19 protein-coding genes are annotated in these 18,010 nt (G+C 61.0%); all 19 read left to right on the top strand.

The genetic code is table 11. From position 1 onward, the window contains the following. Positions 1 to 44: 44 nt before the first annotated feature. Positions 45 to 512: a flagellar motor switch protein FliN gene (gene fliN, locus ACS5Q8_RS20440; protein WP_276194202.1), complete on the top strand. Its 468-nt coding sequence runs from the start codon at positions 45 to 47 to the stop codon at positions 510 to 512. A gap of 1 nt (position 513) precedes the next feature. Beyond that, positions 514 to 951: a flagellar biosynthetic protein FliO gene (gene fliO / locus ACS5Q8_RS20435; protein WP_276194201.1), complete on the top strand. Its 438-nt coding sequence runs from the start codon at positions 514 to 516 to the stop codon at positions 949 to 951. Beyond that, positions 951 to 1,694, top strand: coding sequence for a flagellar type III secretion system pore protein FliP (gene fliP, locus ACS5Q8_RS20430; RefSeq protein WP_198717140.1), 744 nt, complete (start codon positions 951 to 953; stop codon positions 1,692 to 1,694). The genes fliO and fliP overlap by 1 nt, the downstream gene beginning before the upstream one ends. 4 nt (positions 1,695 to 1,698) lie before the next feature. Then, positions 1,699 to 1,968 (top strand): flagellar biosynthesis protein FliQ, encoded by a 270-nt coding sequence (gene fliQ, locus ACS5Q8_RS20425; protein ID WP_003214552.1) that lies wholly within the window; start codon positions 1,699 to 1,701, stop codon positions 1,966 to 1,968. A gap of 4 nt (positions 1,969 to 1,972) precedes the next feature. Beyond that, positions 1,973 to 2,758, top strand: coding sequence for a flagellar biosynthetic protein FliR (gene fliR, locus ACS5Q8_RS20420; RefSeq protein WP_276194200.1), 786 nt, complete (start codon positions 1,973 to 1,975; stop codon positions 2,756 to 2,758). A gap of 3 nt (positions 2,759 to 2,761) precedes the next feature. Continuing rightward, positions 2,762 to 3,898 (top strand): flagellar biosynthesis protein FlhB, encoded by a 1,137-nt coding sequence (flhB, locus tag ACS5Q8_RS20415; RefSeq protein ID WP_276194199.1) that lies wholly within the window; start codon positions 2,762 to 2,764, stop codon positions 3,896 to 3,898. Positions 3,899 to 4,277: 379 nt separating this feature from the next. Then, positions 4,278 to 4,484 carry a cold-shock protein gene (locus tag ACS5Q8_RS20410; protein WP_276194197.1) on the top strand — a complete coding sequence of 69 codons (207 nt, stop codon included), beginning with the start codon at positions 4,278 to 4,280 and terminating at the stop codon, positions 4,482 to 4,484. Positions 4,485 to 4,814: 330 nt separating this feature from the next. Continuing rightward, positions 4,815 to 6,929 carry a flagellar biosynthesis protein FlhA gene (gene flhA, locus ACS5Q8_RS20405; protein ID WP_276197973.1) on the top strand — a complete coding sequence of 705 codons (2,115 nt, stop codon included), beginning with the start codon at positions 4,815 to 4,817 and terminating at the stop codon, positions 6,927 to 6,929. Between the two features lie 11 nt (positions 6,930 to 6,940). Next, positions 6,941 to 8,257 carry a flagellar biosynthesis GTPase FlhF gene (gene flhF, locus ACS5Q8_RS20400; protein ID WP_276194196.1) on the top strand — a complete coding sequence of 439 codons (1,317 nt, stop codon included), beginning with the start codon at positions 6,941 to 6,943 and terminating at the stop codon, positions 8,255 to 8,257. Positions 8,258 to 8,362: 105 nt separating this feature from the next. Beyond that, positions 8,363 to 9,196 carry a flagellar synthesis regulator FleN gene (gene fleN / locus ACS5Q8_RS20395; protein ID WP_003192912.1) on the top strand — a complete coding sequence of 278 codons (834 nt, stop codon included), beginning with the start codon at positions 8,363 to 8,365 and terminating at the stop codon, positions 9,194 to 9,196. Then, complete coding sequence (fliA, locus tag ACS5Q8_RS20390) at positions 9,193 to 9,933, top strand: RNA polymerase sigma factor FliA (protein WP_247407275.1); 741 nt, start codon at positions 9,193 to 9,195, stop codon at positions 9,931 to 9,933. The genes fleN and fliA overlap by 4 nt, the downstream gene beginning before the upstream one ends. Positions 9,934 to 10,101: 168 nt before the next feature. Further along, on the top strand, positions 10,102 to 10,476 hold the full coding sequence (locus tag ACS5Q8_RS20385) for a chemotaxis response regulator CheY (protein WP_247407279.1): 375 nt from the start codon (positions 10,102 to 10,104) through the stop codon (positions 10,474 to 10,476). A gap of 18 nt (positions 10,477 to 10,494) precedes the next feature. Further along, on the top strand, positions 10,495 to 11,283 hold the full coding sequence (locus ACS5Q8_RS20380) for a protein phosphatase CheZ (RefSeq protein WP_017845401.1): 789 nt from the start codon (positions 10,495 to 10,497) through the stop codon (positions 11,281 to 11,283). An 11-nt stretch (positions 11,284 to 11,294) separates the two neighbouring features. Further along, entirely contained in the window at positions 11,295 to 13,499 is a 2,205-nt protein-coding gene (locus tag ACS5Q8_RS20375; protein WP_465159371.1) for a chemotaxis protein CheA, read from the top strand. A gap of 48 nt (positions 13,500 to 13,547) precedes the next feature. Continuing rightward, on the top strand, positions 13,548 to 14,672 hold the full coding sequence (locus ACS5Q8_RS20370; RefSeq protein WP_465159370.1) for a protein-glutamate methylesterase/protein-glutamine glutaminase: 1,125 nt from the start codon (positions 13,548 to 13,550) through the stop codon (positions 14,670 to 14,672). Continuing rightward, positions 14,672 to 15,412: a flagellar motor protein gene (locus tag ACS5Q8_RS20365; protein WP_247405923.1), complete on the top strand. Its 741-nt coding sequence runs from the start codon at positions 14,672 to 14,674 to the stop codon at positions 15,410 to 15,412. Before ACS5Q8_RS20370 ends, ACS5Q8_RS20365 begins: the two co-directional genes overlap by 1 nt. A gap of 15 nt (positions 15,413 to 15,427) precedes the next feature. Further along, a complete protein-coding gene (motD, locus tag ACS5Q8_RS20360; protein ID WP_276194192.1) occupies positions 15,428 to 16,315 on the top strand; it encodes a flagellar motor protein MotD in 888 nt (295 codons plus the stop codon). A gap of 50 nt (positions 16,316 to 16,365) precedes the next feature. Continuing rightward, a complete protein-coding gene (locus ACS5Q8_RS20355; protein WP_198717128.1) occupies positions 16,366 to 17,154 on the top strand; it encodes a ParA family protein in 789 nt (262 codons plus the stop codon). Further along, positions 17,154 to 17,954 (top strand): CheW domain-containing protein, encoded by an 801-nt coding sequence (locus ACS5Q8_RS20350; RefSeq protein ID WP_426100039.1) that lies wholly within the window; start codon positions 17,154 to 17,156, stop codon positions 17,952 to 17,954. Before ACS5Q8_RS20355 ends, ACS5Q8_RS20350 begins: the two co-directional genes overlap by 1 nt. The last annotated feature ends 56 nt before the right edge of the window (positions 17,955 to 18,010 follow it).

Below are 18,010 nucleotides of genomic sequence, written 5' to 3'. Positions count from 1 at the left end.
CACCCCTATTTATTTATGAATGTTTGCTCCGCCGAGGACATGTAATGGCTACCGAACACGAAAACACTTCCGCCGAAGACCAGGCCCTGGCCGACGAATGGGCTGCGGCCCTGGAAGAAACCGGCGATGTTGGCCAGGACGATATCGACGCGCTGCTGGCGGCCGATGCCTCCACCGCACCGGCCAGTAACCGCATGCCCATGGAAGAATTCGGCAGCGTGCCGAAGAATAACAACCCGGTGACCCTCGACGGCCCGAACCTGGACGTGATTCTCGACATCCCGGTGTCGATCTCCATGGAAGTCGGCAGCACCGACATCAACATCCGCAACCTGCTGCAGCTCAACCAGGGCTCGGTGATCGAGCTGGATCGCCTGGCCGGTGAGCCGTTGGACGTACTGGTCAACGGCACGCTGATCGCCCATGGCGAGGTAGTGGTGGTCAACGAAAAGTTCGGCATTCGCCTGACCGACGTGATCAGCCCGAGCGAACGCATCAAGAAGCTGCGCTGACATGAAGTATTCGATGGCGGGACTGTTTTTGGCGCTGCCATTGAGCGCCCTCGCGGCCGAGCCGGTCGCGCAAGCGGCCGCCGCCCCCGTGGTGAGCAGCGGCATCGGTGGCCAACTGACCCAGTTGGTGCTGGGCCTGTTGCTCGTGGTCGGGCTGATTTTTGTGCTGGCCTGGCTAATGCGTCGCGTGCAGAACATTGGTCCGGGCAACGCCCAGGTCATCGAGATGATCGGTTCGCGCGCCCTCGGCCCGCGTGATCGGCTGGTGCTGGTGCAGGTGGGCGAGGAACAGATCCTGCTGGGCCTCACCCCCGGCCGCATCACCCCGCTGCACGTGCTCAAGACGCCGGTCAACGTCGCCCCGACCCAGGCCGCCACGCCAGAATTCGCCCAGCGCCTGATGGAGTTGCTGGGCAAGGATCAGAAGGATAAGAAGTAATGCGCGTTTTATTGACGCTCATGCTGTGGCTGGCCGCGCCATTGGCGTTCGCCGCCGACCCGTTGTCGATCCCGGCGATTACCCTGGGCACCAACGCGGCCGGGGCCCAGGAGTATTCGGTCAGCCTGCAGATCCTGTTGATCATGACGGCGCTGAGTTTTATCCCGGCGTTTGTCATGCTGATGACCAGCTTCACCCGGATCATCATTGTGTTCTCGATCCTGCGTCAGGCCCTGGGCCTGCAACAGACGCCATCGAACCAGATCCTCACCGGCATGGCGCTGTTCTTGACGATGTTCATCATGGCGCCGGTATTCGACAAGGTGAACCAGCAAGCCCTGCAGCCTTACCTTGCGGAAAAGCTCACGGCGCAAGACGCCATCGACAAGGCCCAAGGCCCGATCAAGGACTTCATGCTGTCGCAGACCCGCTCCAGCGACCTTGAACTGTTTGTGCGTCTGTCCAAGCGCACCGACATCGCCACCCCGGATCAGGCACCGCTGACGATCCTGGTGCCGGCGTTTGTTACCTCGGAATTGAAGACGGCGTTCCAGATCGGTTTCATGATCTTTATCCCGTTCCTGATCATCGACCTGGTGGTGGCGAGCGTGCTGATGGCCATGGGGATGATGATGCTGTCGCCGCTGATCATCTCGTTGCCGTTCAAGATCATGCTGTTTGTGCTGGTGGACGGCTGGGCGCTGATTATCGGCACGTTGGCCAGCAGTTTCGGCGGAGTGTAGGGCCATGACCCCAGAAGTTGCCGTCGACCTGTTCCGTGAAGCGTTGTGGCTGACCACCATGATGGTCGCCGTGCTGGTGGTGCCGAGCCTGTTGGTCGGCCTGCTGGTGGCGATGTTCCAGGCCGCGACCCAGATCAATGAACAAACCCTGAGCTTCCTGCCGCGCCTGCTGGTGATGCTGATCACCCTGATCGTCGCCGGCCCGTGGCTGGTGCAGACCTTCATGGAATACATCCTGCAGTTGTACGGCAGTATTCCGCAGTTGATCGGCTGACCGCATGCAATCGCTGCTGGCGTTGACCGACACCCAGATCAGTACCTGGGTGGCTTCGTTTATCTTGCCGCTGTTCCGGGTCACGGCGGTGCTGATGAGCATGCCGGTGTTCGGCACTACCCTGGTGCCGCGCCGCATCCGCCTGTATTTCGCGGTGGCGATCACCGTGGCCCTGATGCCGGGCTTGCCGCCGATGCCGCCCGTCAACGCGCTGGACCTCAGTGCGCTGATGCTGATTGCCGAGCAGATCCTCATCGGCTCGCTGCTGGGTTTCTCCCTGCAGCTATTCTTCCAGGCCTTCGTGATTGCCGGGCAAATCATCTCGATCCAGATGGGCATGGGCTTCGCGTCCATGGTCGACCCCACCAACGGCGTGTCGGCAGCGGTGATCGGGCAGTTCCTGACTATGCTGGTGACCTTGCTGTTCCTGGCCATGAACGGCCACCTGGTGGTGTTCGAGGTGCTGACCGAAAGTTTCACCACCTTGCCGGTCGGCTCGGGGCTGGTGGTCAATCACTTCTGGGAGCTGGTGGGGCGCCTCAGTTGGGTGTTGGGCGCTTCGCTGTTGCTGGTGCTGCCGGCGATCACTGCGCTGCTGGTGGTCAACATCGCCTTTGGCGTGATGACCCGCGCGGCGCCGCAACTGAATATCTTCTCTATCGGTTTCCCGTTGACCCTGGTGTTGGGCATGGGGATTTTCTGGATCGGCATGGCCGACATACTCAATCAGTATCAACCGCTGGCGACCGACGCCTTGCAGTTCTTACGTGATCTGGCACGGGCGCGCTGAGCCATGGCCGAGAGCGAGAGTGGTCAGGACAAAACAGAAGACCCCACGGATAAGCGTAAAAAGGACTCCAGGGAAAAGGGCGAGATTGCCCGCTCCAAAGAGCTCAACACCGTTGCGACAATGATGGCCGGTGCTGGCGCCTTGCTGATCTACGGCGGCGGCCTGGCGCTCGACCTGATGGAGTTGATGAAGCTCAACTTCACCTTGCCCCGTGAAGTGCTGCTCAGCCCCGGCGCCATGGGGCAGTACCTGCTGCATTCGGGGAAAATCGCGATCCTGGCGGTGCAGCCGATTTTGATCACTTTGTTGCTGGCGGCGCTGATCGGCCCCGTCGCCCTTGGCGGCTGGCTATTCGCTGCGAGCAGCATGGCGCCCAAATTCAGCCGCATGAACCCTGCCGCCGGGCTCAAGCGGATGTTTTCCACCAAGGCCCTGATGGAACTGCTCAAGGCCCTGGCCAAGTTCATCCTGATTTTGTTCGTGGCGCTGGTGGTATTGACCTCCGACATCGACGACTTGCTGCGCATCGCCCATGAACCGGTGGAGTCAGCGATCATCCACAGCGTGCAAGTGGTGGGCTGGAGCGCGTTGTGGATGGCCGCCGGGTTGATCCTGATCGCCGCCGTGGATGCGCCGATCCAGTTGTGGGAAAGCCACAAAAAACTGCTGATGACCAAGCAGGAAGTGCGCGACGAACACAAGGACCAGGAAGGCCGCCCCGAGGTCAAGCAACGCATTCGCCAACTGCAGCGCGAAATGTCTCAGCGCAAGATGATGGCTTCGGTGCCCGACGCCGACGTGGTGATCACCAACCCGACCCACTACGCCGTGGCCCTCAAGTACGACCCGGAGAAGGGCGGCGCGCCGATGCTGCTGGCCAAGGGCAGCGACTTCACCGCCCTGAAGATCCGCGAAATCGCCGTGGCCAATGGCATCCTGCTGCTGGAATCGCCGGAGCTGGCGCGGTCGATCTTCTACTCCACTGACCTCGACCAGGAAATCCCTGCCGGGCTGTACCTGGCGGTGGCGCAGGTGTTGGCGTATGTCTATCAGATTCGCCAGTACCGTGCGGGCAAAGGCAAGCGGCCTGATCCGCTTAAAGACCTGCCGATTCCGCCGGACTTGCGTCGCGATTCCTGACGGGTCGTTCAAATTGGCACCGTGCCATTCGTCGTAAAACCTTCCTGGCCTGTCAACTTTGACAGTAGCCAGCATCGCCTGCTCGCGGTTCTATTACCTCGCGTACTGCGCAACAAGATGCAGGGAGTGGGGCGATGCAGCTATTCACAGGCAGGGTCAAATCTTATGACCAACAGACCGGATTGGGTTCTATTGCGCTGGACAGTGGGGCAGAAGATGTATCGGTAGAACTATGCAGCTCGGATAGACCCCTGCTGTCGGAGGGGCAGAAAGTGGAGTTTTGGATGATCCATCGACCGACTGGCATCTATGCATGCGACATTCGACTGATCTGACGACACCTGTGTAAGTCCTTAATTGAAGTGTACGGAGAACGGCAATGGCAACAGGCACTGTGAAATGGTTTAACGCGGAGAAGGGGTTTGGGTTTATTAGCCAGGATGGCGGCGGCGATGTGTTCGTCCATTTTTCCGCCATCCAGGCCGAGGGTTTCAAGTCTCTTGAAGAGGGCCAGAAAGTGGAGTTTCTCGTCGAAAAAGGGCCTAAGGGCGATCAGGCTGCGAGCGTGAAAATCCTCTCTAAATAGAGCCGGCTGGTTGATCGTTCCCGCGCTGAATGTCGGAACGATCCGCCATCAGGTCGTTGAGTGTTCCCTTGCGCCCTTGCGTCGAACTCTTTCCAGCTCAAACGAAAAGTCATTGAGCAATGCATTGGCTGAGGTTGACCAGCAGGTCTTCGGTCATTTGAATCAGTTGATCCCCTACCTGCTCATTCGTCAGTCAGTCCTCGCCATAAGGGATCTGCGACCTCAAGCAAAAGTTGGAAGGCTTCTTGCAATACCGCCTTCAGGACGCCCTCTAGCGTCAAAACTTTGCTTCAAGGAACGCGAGGAATACCGGTGGTAGATCGCTCTCAAATGCTCAACACGGCCCGTGGCACCCTGACTGATTTGTCGCGGGGCAATCTGGGTGTGCCGTTGTTGTTGCTGGTGATGCTGGCAATGATGATGTTGCCAATACCGCCGTTCCTGCTCGACGTGTTCTTCACCTTCAACATTGCCTTGTCCGTCGTCGTGTTGCTGGTCTGCGTCTATGCCCTGCGGCCGCTCGACTTTGCGGTCTTTCCGACCATCCTGCTAATCGCCACGCTGCTGCGGTTGGCGCTGAACGTGGCGTCCACGCGGGTGGTGATGCTCAACGGCCAGGACGGTCACGCCGCCGCCGGTAAGGTGATCCAGGCCTTCGGTGAGGTGGTGATCGGCGGTAACTACGTGGTCGGTATCGTGGTGTTCGCGATCCTGATGATCATCAACTTCGTGGTGGTGACCAAGGGCGCCGGGCGGATTTCCGAGGTGAGCGCGCGCTTTACCCTCGACGCCATGCCCGGCAAACAGATGGCTATCGACGCCGACCTCAACGCCGGCCTGATCGACCAGAACCAGGCCAAGACGCGCCGCCTGGAAGTGGCTCAGGAAGCCGAGTTCTACGGTTCCATGGACGGTGCCAGCAAATTCGTGCGCGGTGATGCCATCGCCGGCCTGTTGATTCTGTTCATCAACCTGATTGGCGGCATGGCGGTCGGGATCTTCCAGCACGGCATGAGCTTTGGCGATGCGGGCAAGGTCTACGCCCTGCTGACTATCGGTGACGGTTTAGTGGCGCAATTGCCATCACTGTTGTTATCCACAGCAGCGGCGATCATGGTGACCCGTGCATCGGGCTCCGAAGACATGGGCAAGCAGATCAGCCGGCAGATGTTTGCCTCGCCCAAGGCCCTGGCCGTGGCGGCGGGCATCATGGCTATCATGGGGCTTGTGCCCGGCATGCCCCACGTCTCGTTCTTGAGCATGGCGGCCATGGCCGGCGGTGGCGCCTACCTGTTCTGGAAAAAGCAGAACGTGATCAAAGTGAAGGCCCAGCAAGAGATCGCGCGCCAGCAGGAGTTGCTGCCGTCGCCGGCCCGCGCCCAGGAAACCAAGGAGTTGGGCTGGGACGATGTGACCCCGATCGACATGATCGGCCTGGAAGTCGGCTACCGCCTGATTCCGTTGGTAGACCGCAACCAGGGCGGCCAATTGCTCGCGCGGATCAAGGGTGTGCGCAAGAAGTTGTCCCAGGACCTGGGCTTCCTGATGCCCACCGTGCATATCCGCGACAACCTCGACCTGGCCCCCAGCGCGTACCGCCTGACCCTGATGGGCGTGATCCTCGCCGAAGCGGAGATCTACCCCGACCGCGAGCTGGCGATCAACCCCGGCCAGGTGTTCGGCACACTGAACGGTATAACCGCCAAAGATCCGGCTTTTGGCCTGGAAGCGGTATGGATCGAAGTCAGCCAGCGTAGCCAGGCGCAGTCCCTCGGTTACACCGTGGTGGACGCCAGTACGGTTGTCGCCACGCACCTCAACCAGATTCTGTACAAGCACTCCCACGAGCTGATCGGCCACGAAGAAGTCCAGCAATTAATGGGTTTGCTGGCCAAGGCGTCGCCAAAACTCGCCGAAGAACTGGTGCCGGGCGTGCTGTCGCTGTCGCAATTGCTCAAAGTGCTGCAGGCGCTGCTGTCCGAACAAGTGCCGGTGCGCGACATTCGCAGCATCGCCGAGGCCATCGCCAACAATGCCGCCAAGAGTCAAGATACCGCCGCCCTGGTGGCTGCGGTGCGCGTCGGATTGTCCCGCGCTATCGTGCAAAGCATTGTAGGGGTTGAGTCTGAGCTACCTGTGATCACCTTGGAGCCAAGGTTGGAACAAATATTGCTCAATAGTATTCAGAAGGCAGGACAAGGCCAGGAAGAGGGCGTTCTGCTGGAGCCAAGCATGGCTGAAAAACTGCAGCGTTCGTTGATCGACGCCGCACAGCGCCAGGAAATGCAGGGCCAACCGGTGATTCTGTTGGTGGCAGGTCCGGTCCGAGCGATGTTGTCGCGGTTTGGACGCCTGGCAGTGCCGAATTTGCACGTTTTGGCTTATCAGGAAATCCCTGACAACAAGCAAGTGACTATCGTCGCGACAGTAGGGCCCAACGGCTGAGGTAGTGGGTTATGCAAGTAAAGCGTTTTTTCGCCGCCGATATGCGTCAGGCCATGAAACTGGTACGTGACGAGCTGGGCGCCGACGCTGCGATTATCGGTAACCGTCGTATTGCCGGCGGTGTCGAGCTGACGGCTGCCCTGGATTACACCCCTTCGGCGCTGGCCCCGCGCGTCCCGAACATGGAGCTTGAAGACGAGCTGCGCAAGACTGCCTCGCGCATTGTCTCGGCCCAGGCCGAACTGAGCATGCGTGGCGACAGCGATGCGACCACCAATCGCCAGTTGTTCGCCGGCCTGCCGCTGACCGCCGCCGAGCCGTTGATCGAGCCGACGTTCATCGAGCCGCCGCGTCCTGCCGCGCCAGCTCCGGCCGCCGCAGTCGACCAGCGTGTGTTCGATTCGATGCGCTTTGAACTCAACGGCCTGCGCGAACTGCTGGAAGTGCAGCTTGGTTCGCTGGCGTGGACCCAACTGCAAGGCAGCAAACCGCAACAGGCCAACCTGTGGCGTCGCCTGCAACGCATCGGTCTGTCCGGCCCGTTGTCCCGCGACCTGCTGGCGCTGACCACCGAAATCGAAGAACCTCGCCAGGCCTGGCGCATGTTGCTGGCCCACCTGGCGCGGATGATCGTGACCCCGGAACTCGAACCCCTGGAAGAGGGTGGCGTGATCGCCATGGTCGGCCCTGCCGGCATGGGCAAGACCACCACCCTGGCCAAGCTGGCCGCGCGTTACGTGCTCAAGTACGGCGCCCAGAATATCGCGCTGGTGAGCATGGACAGCTACCGCATCGGTGCCCAGGAGCAACTCAAGACCCTGGGCCGTATCCTCAATGTGTCGGTGACCCACGTTGACCCGGGCCAGTCCCTGGCCAACGCCCTCGATCCGTTGCTGCGCAAGCGTGTGGTGTTGATCGATACCGCCGGCCTGCAAGCCAGCGACCCGGCGTTGCGCATGCAACTGGAAAGCCTGGCCGGGCGTGGTATCAAGTCAAAAAATTACCTGGTGCTTGCAACCACCAGCCAAAAACAAGTTCTTACCGCTGCGTACCATAGCTACAAGCGCTGTGGCCTGGCCGGATGCATCCTCACCAAGCTCGATGAAACCGCGAGCCTGGGCGAGGTGTTGAGCCTGGCGATCAGTCATGAACTTCCGGTCGCCTACCTGACCGACGGGCCGCGGATTCCAGATGATTTGCATCTGCCGCGCCGTCATCAGTTGGTCAGCCGTGCCGTCAGCGTGCAAATGCAAGAAGAGCCTAGCGAGGAAGCGATGGCCGATATGTTCGCCGACCTTTACCACAACCCGGCAAAACGGGTGGGTTGAGGGCAGCATGAACACCCTGAATTGTATCTACATCGATGGTCTGCAGCGATTCACGCGGCCAACCCATGTAGCCTGCGTCTAAGCAAGACAAGGTAAAGAAATAAAATGGGCAGCATGCATCCCGTACAGGTGATCGCGGTGACCGGCGGCAAAGGTGGCGTCGGGAAAACTAACGTGTCAGTGAATTTGTCCCTGGCGCTGGCAGAGCTTGGCCGTCGTGTCATGCTGCTGGATGCTGACCTGGGATTGGCGAACGTTGACGTTTTGCTGGGGCTCACGCCCAAACATACCCTCGCCGATGTGATCGAGGGCCGCTGCGAGCTGCGCGATGTGCTGCTGCAGGGCCCTGGAGGCATCCGCATCGTGCCGGCCGCCTCGGGCACTCAGAGCATGGTCCACCTGAGCCCGGCGCAGCATGCCGGCCTGATTCAGGCGTTCAGCGATATCGGCGACAACCTCGACGTGCTGGTGATCGACACCGCCGCCGGGATCGGCGAGTCCGTGGTCAGCTTCGTGCGCGCCGCGCAAGAAGTCCTGCTGGTGGTCTGCGATGAACCCACCTCGATCACCGACGCCTACGCCCTGATCAAACTACTGAATCGTGACTACGGCATGAACCGCTTCCGCGTGCTGGCCAATATGGCCCAGAGCCCGCAGGAAGGGCGCAACCTGTTCGCCAAGTTGACCAAGGTCACAGATCGCTTTCTCGATGTCGCCTTACAATACGTCGGCGCAGTTCCCTATGACGAGTGTGTACGCAAGGCTGTGCAAAAGCAGCGTGCAGTCTACGAAGCGTTCCCTCGTTCGAAATGCGCCTTGGCGTTCAAGGCTATTGCTCAGAAGGTCGATACCTGGCCATTGCCCGCCAACCCACGGGGGCATCTGGAGTTTTTCGTCGAGCGATTGGTGCATCAGACGAGCGCAGGACCGGTGCTATGACAGCCAGCGGCTATAACCTTTACAAGAAATCGGCACGTGACAGCCAAGGTGAATTGATCGAGCGCTATGCGCCCCTGGTCAAGCGCATCGCTTATCACTTGCTGGCACGCCTGCCCGCCAGCGTTCAGGTCGAAGACTTGATCCAGGCCGGCATGATCGGCCTGCTCGAAGTGTCGACCAAATACGACGCGAGCAAAGGTGCGAGTTTCGAGACGTATGCGGGTATCCGTATCCGTGGCGCGATGCTCGATGAGGTGCGTAAAGGGGATTGGGCGCCGCGTTCGGTACACCGCAATACGCGCATGGTCAGTGACGCAATTCGTGCAATTGAAGCAAAAACCGGTCGCGACGCTAAAGATCACGAAGTTGCGGCCGAACTCCAATTGAGTCTCGATGATTATTACGGGATTTTGAACGATACCTTGGGCAGTCGCCTGTTCAGTTTCGACGACCTGTTGCAGGACGGCGAACACGAAGGGCTGCACGAGGATGGCGCGAGTACTCATCTCGAGCCGTCGCGTGACCTGGAAGATGAACGCTTTCAGGGTGCGCTGGCGGACGCGATTGCCAATTTGCCGGAGCGTGAGCGACTGGTGTTGGCGCTGTACTACGACGAAGAGCTGAACCTCAAGGAAATCGGTGAGGTCCTGGGGGTCAGCGAATCGCGTGTCAGCCAACTGCACAGCCAGTGCGCAGCCCGCTTGCGGGGACGCCTGGGAGAGTGGCGCGCGCGCTGACAGGCAGTGTGGGGACACTGCAAACACTACCGTGAGGGCTCTGGTTTTCGCGGGTGAGTTTCGTGGTGCCCTGGGCAGTCCTTTTTTGTGTAACGCCTGTTGATTGAAATGGCGCGTCCAGGTGCTGGGCGCGTTTAAGACTGCTTGGAGGTCGAATTGGACAAGAACATGAAAATCCTCATCGTTGATGACTTCTCAACGATGCGGCGGATCATAAAAAACCTGTTGCGTGACCTTGGGTTCACCAACACGGTCGAGGCGGATGACGGCCTTACGGCGATTCCGATCCTCAACAGCGGGAGCATCGACTTTCTGGTAACCGACTGGAACATGCCCGGCATGACCGGTATCGACTTGCTGCGTCATGTGCGCGCCGATGAAAAACTGCGCAGTCTTCCCGTGTTGATGGTGACCGCCGAAGCCAAGCGTGAGCAGATCATCGAAGCCGCCCAGGCCGGGGTCAACGGCTACGTGGTCAAGCCATTCACTGCGCTGGCCTTGAAAGAGAAGATCGAAAAAATCTTCGAACGCATCGGTCATTGATGCTGCCACGGGGGAGCTATGGAGCATAAAGAAACGTCACAGGGGGACTTTGAGTCGACCCTGAAAAAGCATGCTCACCAGCTCGTCGAGAGCCTCGAAAAAGGCCAGTTCGGCGACGCGGTGCAGTTAATCCATGAGCTTAACCAGACCCGTGACCGCGGCCTGTATCAGGAAGTGGGCAAGCTCACACGCGAGCTGCACAGTGCGATCGTCAACTTTCAGATTGACCCGCACATGCCCCAGGCCGAAGAGATTTCGCAAATCACCGATGCGACTGAACGCCTGTCCTATGTGGTCAGGCTGACTGAAGCGGCGGCCAACCGCACCATGGATCTGGTGGAAAACGCCACGCCTCTGGTCAACGGCATGGCCAATGAAGCCCAGGCGCTCAGCGTTGACTGGGGCCGTTTCATGCGTCGGGAAGTGGGGGCTGAGGAATTTCGTGAGTTGGCCCGTCGGGTTGAAGGTTTCCTGTCGCGCAGCGAACAGGACAACCACACGGTTTCCAGCAACCTCAATGACATTCTGCTCGCCCAGGATTACCAGGACCTCACCGGTCAGGTGATCAAGCGCGTGACCCAATTGGTCACCGAAGTGGAAAGCAACTTGCTCAAATTGGTGCTTATGGCAGGCCAAGTTGATCGTTTTGCCGGCATCGAACATGACCGCGAAGCGATCCTCTCGGAAAAAGATCCACAAAAACATCTCGCCAAGGGTGAAGGTCCGCAGATTCATGCCGATAAACGTGAAGACGTTATGTCAGGTCAGGATGACGTAGATGACCTGTTATCCAGTTTAGGCTTCTAAGGAGCACACCCATGAGCTTCGGCGCCGATGAAGAAATCCTTCAGGATTTCCTTGTAGAGGCCGGCGAAATTTTAGAGCAACTGTCCGAACAACTGGTCGAGCTGGAAAGCCGACCGGATGATGCGAACCTGCTCAATGCAATTTTTCGCGGTTTTCACACTGTAAAAGGGGGCGCCGGCTTCCTCCAGCTCCATGAGCTGGTGGAGTGCTGCCACATCGCCGAGAACGTGTTCGACATCCTGCGCAAGGGTGAACGTCACGTTGATTCGGAGCTGATGGACGTGATTCTCGAAGCACTGGATGCGGTCAACGGCATGTTCAGCGAAGTCCGCGAACGTGCCCCGATCACCGCAGCCACTCCGGAACTGCTGGCCGCCCTGGCGCGCCTGGCTGAACCTGCCGACACCTCGGCCGCGCCGGTGGTGGAAGCGGCTCCGGAGCCTGTGGTCGAAGCCGAAGCCGATGTCACCGACAGCGAGTTCGAGCAACTCCTCGACTCTCTCAATGCGGTCAAGGCCGAAGCCGAAGCGCCGCAAGCGGTCGCCGCAGTCGCCGTGCCGACCAGCGAAGACATTACCGACGCAGAATTCGAATCCCTGCTCGATCAGTTGCACGGCAAAGGCCAGTTCGCCGCCGACGCCGTTGCACCCACGGCTGCGCCGCAAGCGCCGGCGGCGACCGCCGGCACCGACATTACCGACGACGAATTCGAAGCGTTGCTCGATCAGTTGCATGGCAAGGGCGCCTTTGCTGCCGATGCCTTGCCGGAAGTCGCAGCGACTGCCGCCGCACCTGCTGCCAGTGCAGCACCTGCCGGCGACGGGCTGATTTCCGATCACGAATTCGAAGCGTTGCTCGACGAATTGCACGGCAAGGGCAAGTTCACCGAAGTGGCCCCGGCCGCAGCGGCGACGGCAGCTCCGGTAGCAGCCAAACCAGCGCCAGCCAAAGCGGCGGCGCCTGCCGCCGCCAAGCCGGCGCCGGCCCCAGCTGCTGCTCCCGCGCGAGCCCCGGCCGCCGCCGTGGCCGACAAGCCCGCCAGTGAAGCCGAAACCACCGTGCGCGTGGACACCGCGCGCCTGGACGACATCATGAACATGGTCGGCGAATTGGTGCTGGTGCGTAACCGCCTGGTGCGCCTGGGCCTGAGCAGCGGCGACGAAGCCATGCAGAAGGCCGTGTCGAACCTCGATGTGGTCACCGCCGACTTGCAGACCGCAGTGATGAAGACGCGGATGCAGCCGATCAAGAAAGTCTTCGGCCGCTTCCCTCGCCTGGTTCGCGACCTGGCACGTCAGCTCAAGAAAGAGATCAACCTGGAACTGGTGGGTGAAGAAACCGACCTCGACAAAAACCTTGTCGAGGCCCTGGCCGACCCGCTGGTCCACTTGGTGCGCAACGCCGTCGACCACGGCGTAGAAACCCCGGAAGAACGCGAAGCCTCGGGCAAGTCCCGTGGCGGCAAGGTGATTCTGGCGGCGGAACAAGAGGGCGACCATATCCTGCTGTCGATCACCGATGACGGCAAAGGCATGGACCCGGCGATCCTGCGGGGTATCGCGGTCAAGCGTGGCGTGATGGACAAAGACGCCGCCGACCGCCTGACCGACACCGAGTGCTACAACCTGATCTTCGCCCCGGGCTTCTCGACCAAGACCGAGATTTCCGACGTGTCGGGCCGTGGCGTGGGCATGGATGTGGTGAAAACCAAGATCAGCCAGCTCAACGGTTCGATCAATATCTACTCGACCAAGGGCCTGGGCTCGAAGATCGTCATCAAGGTGCCGTTGACCCTGGCGATCATGCCGACCCTGATGGTGATGCTGGGCAACCAGGCCTTCGCCTTCCCGCTGGTCAACGTTAACGAAATCTTCCACCTCGACCTGTCGCGCACCAACGTGGTGGACGGCCAGGAAGTGGTGATCGTGCGCGACAAGGCGTTGCCACTGTTCTACCTCAAGCGCTGGCTGGTCGCCTCGGCTGCCCATGAAGAGCAGCGCGAAGGCCATGTGGTGATTCTCTCCGTGGGCACCCAGCGCATCGGCTTTGTCGTCGATCAACTGGTGGGCCAGGAAGAGGTCGTCATCAAGCCTTTGGGCAAAATGCTGCAGGGAACCCCGGGCATGTCGGGTGCGACCATCACCGGTGACGGTCGCATCGCATTGATTCTCGATGTTCCGAGCATGCTCAAGCGTTACGCCGCACGGCGTATTTGATTCTGGTGGGGCAGGGCGGTATTGCCCGCCCCGCCTAACGGAGTGTTTATGGTAGTCAAGGTCCTGGTGGTGGACGATTCGGGTTTCTTCCGCCGCCGCGTCTCGGAAATTCTTTCCGCCGATCCAACGATCCAGGTGGTCGGTACGGCCACCAACGGCAAAGAGGCGATTGATCAAGCCATAGCGTTGAAGCCGGACGTGATCACCATGGACTACGAGATGCCGATGATGGATGGCATCACCGCAGTCCGGCACATCATGCAGCGCTGCCCGACCCCGGTATTGATGTTCTCCTCGCTGACGCATGAAGGCGCCCGGGTCACCCTGGATGCGTTGGACGCCGGCGCAGTGGACTTCCTGCCGAAGAATTTCGAAGACATCTCGCGCAACCCCGAGAAGGTCAAGCAGATGCTGTGCGAGAAGGTCCACAGCATTTCGCGCAGCAACCGTCGCAGCCTGTTCAGCGCCCCGGCGCCCGCGCCGGTCGCCGCCCCGGCCGCCCCCACCAGCACCGCGTTTGGTCGCCCTGCTCCGGCGCCTGTGGCCCGGCCTGCCCTAGCACCTGCGCGCACGCCTGCGCCGAGCGCCCATTCGCCGGCGCCGAAACGCAAGGCGTATAAACTGGTCGCCATCGGCACCTCGACCGGCGGCCCGGTCGCCCTGCAACGGGTATTGACCCAACTGCCGGCCAACTTCCCGGCGCCAATCGTGCTGATCCAGCACATGCCCGCCGCGTTCACCAAGGCCTTTGCCGAGCGCCTGGACAAGCTGTGCCGCATCAGCGTCAAGGAAGCCGAGGATGGCGACATTCTGCGTCCAGGCCTGGCGCTGCTGGCCCCTGGGGGCAAGCAGATGATGGTCGATGGCCGTGGTGCGATCAAAATCCTGCCAGGCGATGAGCGCCTCAACTACAAACCTTGCGTGGATATCACCTTCGGTTCGGCAGCCAAGTCCTACGGTGACAAAGTTCTGGCGGTGGTGCTCACCGGCATGGGCGCCGACGGTCGTGAAGGCGCGCGCCTGCTCAAACAGGGCGGCAGTGCGATCTGGGCCCAGGACGAAGCCAGTTGCGTGATCTATGGCATGCCGATGGCTATCGTCAAGGCTGACCTGGCCGACGCCGTCTACAGCCTGGACGATATCGGCAAGCATTTGGTGGAGGCCTGCCTCTGATGGATGTACTGAGCCTGATCGGCATCACCATGGCGTTTGTCGCGATCATCGGCGGCAACTACCTCGAAGGCGGGCACCTCGGTGCCTTGGCCAACGGCCCGGCGGCGCTGATCGTGATCGGTGGCACCGTGGGCGCGGCGTTGCTGCAGTCGCCCATGAGTTCGTTCAAACGCGCCATGCAAATCCTGATCTGGATCATTTTCCCGCCGCGTGTCGACCTGGCCGGTGGCATCGACCGCGTGGTCAACTGGAGCCTCACCGCACGCAAGGAAGGCCTGCTGGGCCTGGAAGGCGTGGCCGACGCCGAGCCCGACAGCTACGCGCGCAAAGGCCTGCAATTGCTGGTGGACGGCGCCGAGCCGGAGGCGATTCGCAGCATCCTGGAAGTGGATTTCTATACCCAGGAAAGCCGCGATATCAATGCCGCCAAAGTGTTTGAAAGCATGGGCGGCTACGCGCCGACCATCGGCATCATCGGTGCAGTGATGGGCCTGATCCACGTGATGGGCAACCTGGCCGATCCGTCGCAACTGGGTAGCGGCATTGCGGTTGCGTTTGTCGCCACCATCTACGGTGTGGCGAGTGCCAACCTGGTGCTGTTGCCGGTCGCCAGCAAGCTCAAGTCGATTGCCACGCGCCAGTCGCGTTACCGTGAAATGCTGCTCGAAGGCATCCTGTCGATTGCCGAGGGCGAGAACCCGCGCTCCATCGAATTGAAGCTCCAGGGCTTCATGGACTGATGGGAGGTATTGGTTGTGAGCCGTCGCCGTCGCGAGCCTGAAGAACACGTCAACCATGAACGCTGGCTGGTGTCCTACGCGGACTTCATCACCTTGCTGTTCGCGTTTTTCGTGGTGATGTACTCCATCTCGTCGATCAACGAAGGCAAGTACAAAGTCATTTCCCAAGCCCTGATCGGTGTGTTCAACGACGCCGACCACTCGCTCAAGCCGATCCCTATCGGCGAAGAGCGGCCCAAGACCGTGACTCCGGCCAAGCCGCTGGTCGACGATAGCGATGAAACCTCCGCCGGCATGGGTGGCACCGGCGACCCGCTGAAAAGCATCGCCAACGATATCAGCGCCGCGTTTGGCGACCTGATCAGCTCCAACCAGATGACCGTGCGCGGCAATGAGTTGTGGGTGGAGATCGAGCTCAATTCGAGCCTGCTGTTTGCCAGCGCCGATGCCATGCCCAGCGACCAGGCGTTCACCATCATCGACAAGGTGGCGGCGATCCTCAAACCGTTTGAAAACCCGATCCACGTGGAAGGCTTTACCGACAATTTCCCGATCAATACCGCGCAGTACCCGACCAACTGGGAGCTGTCGTCGGCCCGGGCGGCCAGCATCGTGCGTATGCTCGCGATGCAGGGTGTGAACCCCAGTCGCCTGGCGTCGGTCGGCTACGGCGAGTTCCAGCCGGTGGCCAATAACGCTACGGTAGAAGGCCGCGCCCGCAACCGCCGGGTGGTGCTGGTGGTCTCGCGCAACCTGGATGTACGCCGCAGCCTGACCGGCACCGGCACGGCAAATGCGAGCCCGGACGCAGCATTGAAGCGGGCTGGCACACAAACTGCACCGGCCTCTGCAAAGCCGCCGGTACGGCAAAGCTCCGTCAATTCTCCGTCACCGGCTCAATAACTTATGCACTGTCTCGGTCGCGCCTGTGCCCACCGGGAGGAATCAACCGAATGAGAGTCTGGGCAGTTGCCAATCAAAAAGGTGGAGTCGGCAAGACCACCACCTCCATCGCCTTAGCCGGCTTGCTGGCTGATGCGGGCAAGCGCGTGGTCGTGGTCGACCTGGACCCCCACGGCTCGATGACCAGCTATTTCGGCTACGACCCGGACGCGCTGGAGCACAGCAGCTATGACCTGTTCCTGCACAAGGGCAACGTGCCGAGCGATCTGCCCGGGCAACTGCTGCTGCCCACCAGTAATGAAAGCATTTCCCTGCTGCCGTCGAGTACCGCCCTGGCCACCCTTGAGCGCCAGTCGCCGGGGCAGAGCGGCCTGGGCCTGGTGATCGCCAAGACCCTGGCGCAACTATGGCAGGACTTCGACTACGCCATCATCGACAGCCCGCCGTTGCTCGGTGTGCTGATGGTCAACGCCTTGGCGGCCAGCCAGCAATTGGTGATCCCGGTACAGACCGAGCACCTGGCGGTCAAAGGCCTGGAGCGTATGGTCAGCACCCTGGCGATGATCAATCGCTCACGCAAACAGGCGCTGCCGTTCAGCATCGTGCCGACGTTGTTCGACCGCCGCACCCAGGCGTCCCTCGGCACCTTGCGCGTACTGCGCGATGCCTACCCGGACACCATCTGGGAAGGCTACATTCCGGTGGACACGCGTCTGCGCGACGCCAGCCGTGCGGGCCTGACCCCTTCGCAGTTCGACGGTAAAAGTCGCGGCGTGCTGGCGTACCGCGCGCTGCTCAAGCACCTGCTGTCGCAACAACTTGTGGCGCAGGTGGCGTGATGAACCGTCCCGTCGAACTCAAGGTCAAGACCCGGCCGCAACTGGCACTGGAATCCTACCTGGATGCCTTGCTGCAGGAAGCGACCGCCGAAGACCTGCCGGAACCGATCCTGGCTCTTGAATCCGCCGTCGAAGCGCCAAGCACACTGGATGAATTCCAGTTGGCGGTGCTGGAAGAACAGGCGCGGGATGCGCAGGTTGTGGTACCGACGATTGCACCTGTTGTGGCCGCGCCTGTGGTGGTTGCACCTGTGGTGGTCGAGCCGGTGGTTGAAGTGCACATGCCGCCGAGCATCACACCGCCGCCGGTCACCGGTGACGGCCGTCCGGCGTGGGCCGCAGAGCCGTTCGAATGCCTGCTGTTTGACGTCGCCGGGTTGACCCTGGCAGTGCCGCTGGTGTGCCTGGGCTCGATTTACTCGCTGGAAGGTCAGGAGTTGACGCCGCTGTTCGGGCAACCGGAGTGGTTCCTCGGCATCCTGCCCAGCCAGGCCGGCAACCTCAAGGTGCTGGACACCGCGCGCTGGGTGATGCCCGATCGCTACCGTGATGACTTCCGCCAGGGCTTGCAATACGTGATCTCGGTGCAGGGCTACGAGTGGGGGCTGGCAGTGCATCAAGTCAGCCGTTCGTTGCGCCTGGACCCGAATGAAATCAAATGGCGCAGCCACCGGGGCCAGCGCCCCTGGTTGGCGGGCACCGTGATCGAACACATGTGCGCGTTGCTCGACGTCGCCGAACTGGCCGAGTTGATCGCCAGCGGCGCGGTCAAGTCGATGCCGGGCCAGCAACGCAGTTAATTGAACAAGATCGGCCGCACGGTTGTGCGGCCACAGCGAAGAAGCACACACGCCGT

The sequence above is a fragment of the Pseudomonas sp. PAMC25584 genome (assembly GCF_058135675.1).
The sequence above is the reverse complement of the archived record's forward strand: the minus strand, read 5'-3'. Positions and strand labels throughout refer to the sequence as shown.